The 251-nt window shown below is 74.9% G+C and carries 1 protein-coding gene; it reads right to left on the bottom strand.

Features of this window, described 5'->3' with window-relative positions; all coding sequences use genetic code 11:
- Nucleotides 1–251 (bottom strand): anhydro-N-acetylmuramic acid kinase (locus HKX41_12530; GenBank protein NNC24961.1); only part of this gene is annotated, 251 nt, incomplete at both ends.

The raw sequence follows: 251 nt of genomic DNA on the forward strand, positions 1-251 counted from the left end.
CCTGGCCCAGGTGGCGCAACGCCCAGGCGTCCATCAGGCAATTGGCCGGGCCGGTGTCGAAACCGCGCACCTCGCCGCGCGCCGGCAGCAAGGTGAAATTGGCGATTCCGCCGAGATTGAGCGCGGCGCGGTCCTCGCCGGCCGAGCCCAGCAGCGCGGCGTGGAAGGCCGGCATCAGCGGCGCGCCGTGGCCGCCGGCGGCGACATCGCGGCGGCGGAAATCGGCGACCGTGGCGATGCCGCTGCGCTCG

Source organism: Salifodinibacter halophilus (assembly GCA_012999515.1).
GTDB lineage: Bacteria > Pseudomonadota > Gammaproteobacteria > Nevskiales > Salinisphaeraceae > Salifodinibacter > Salifodinibacter halophilus.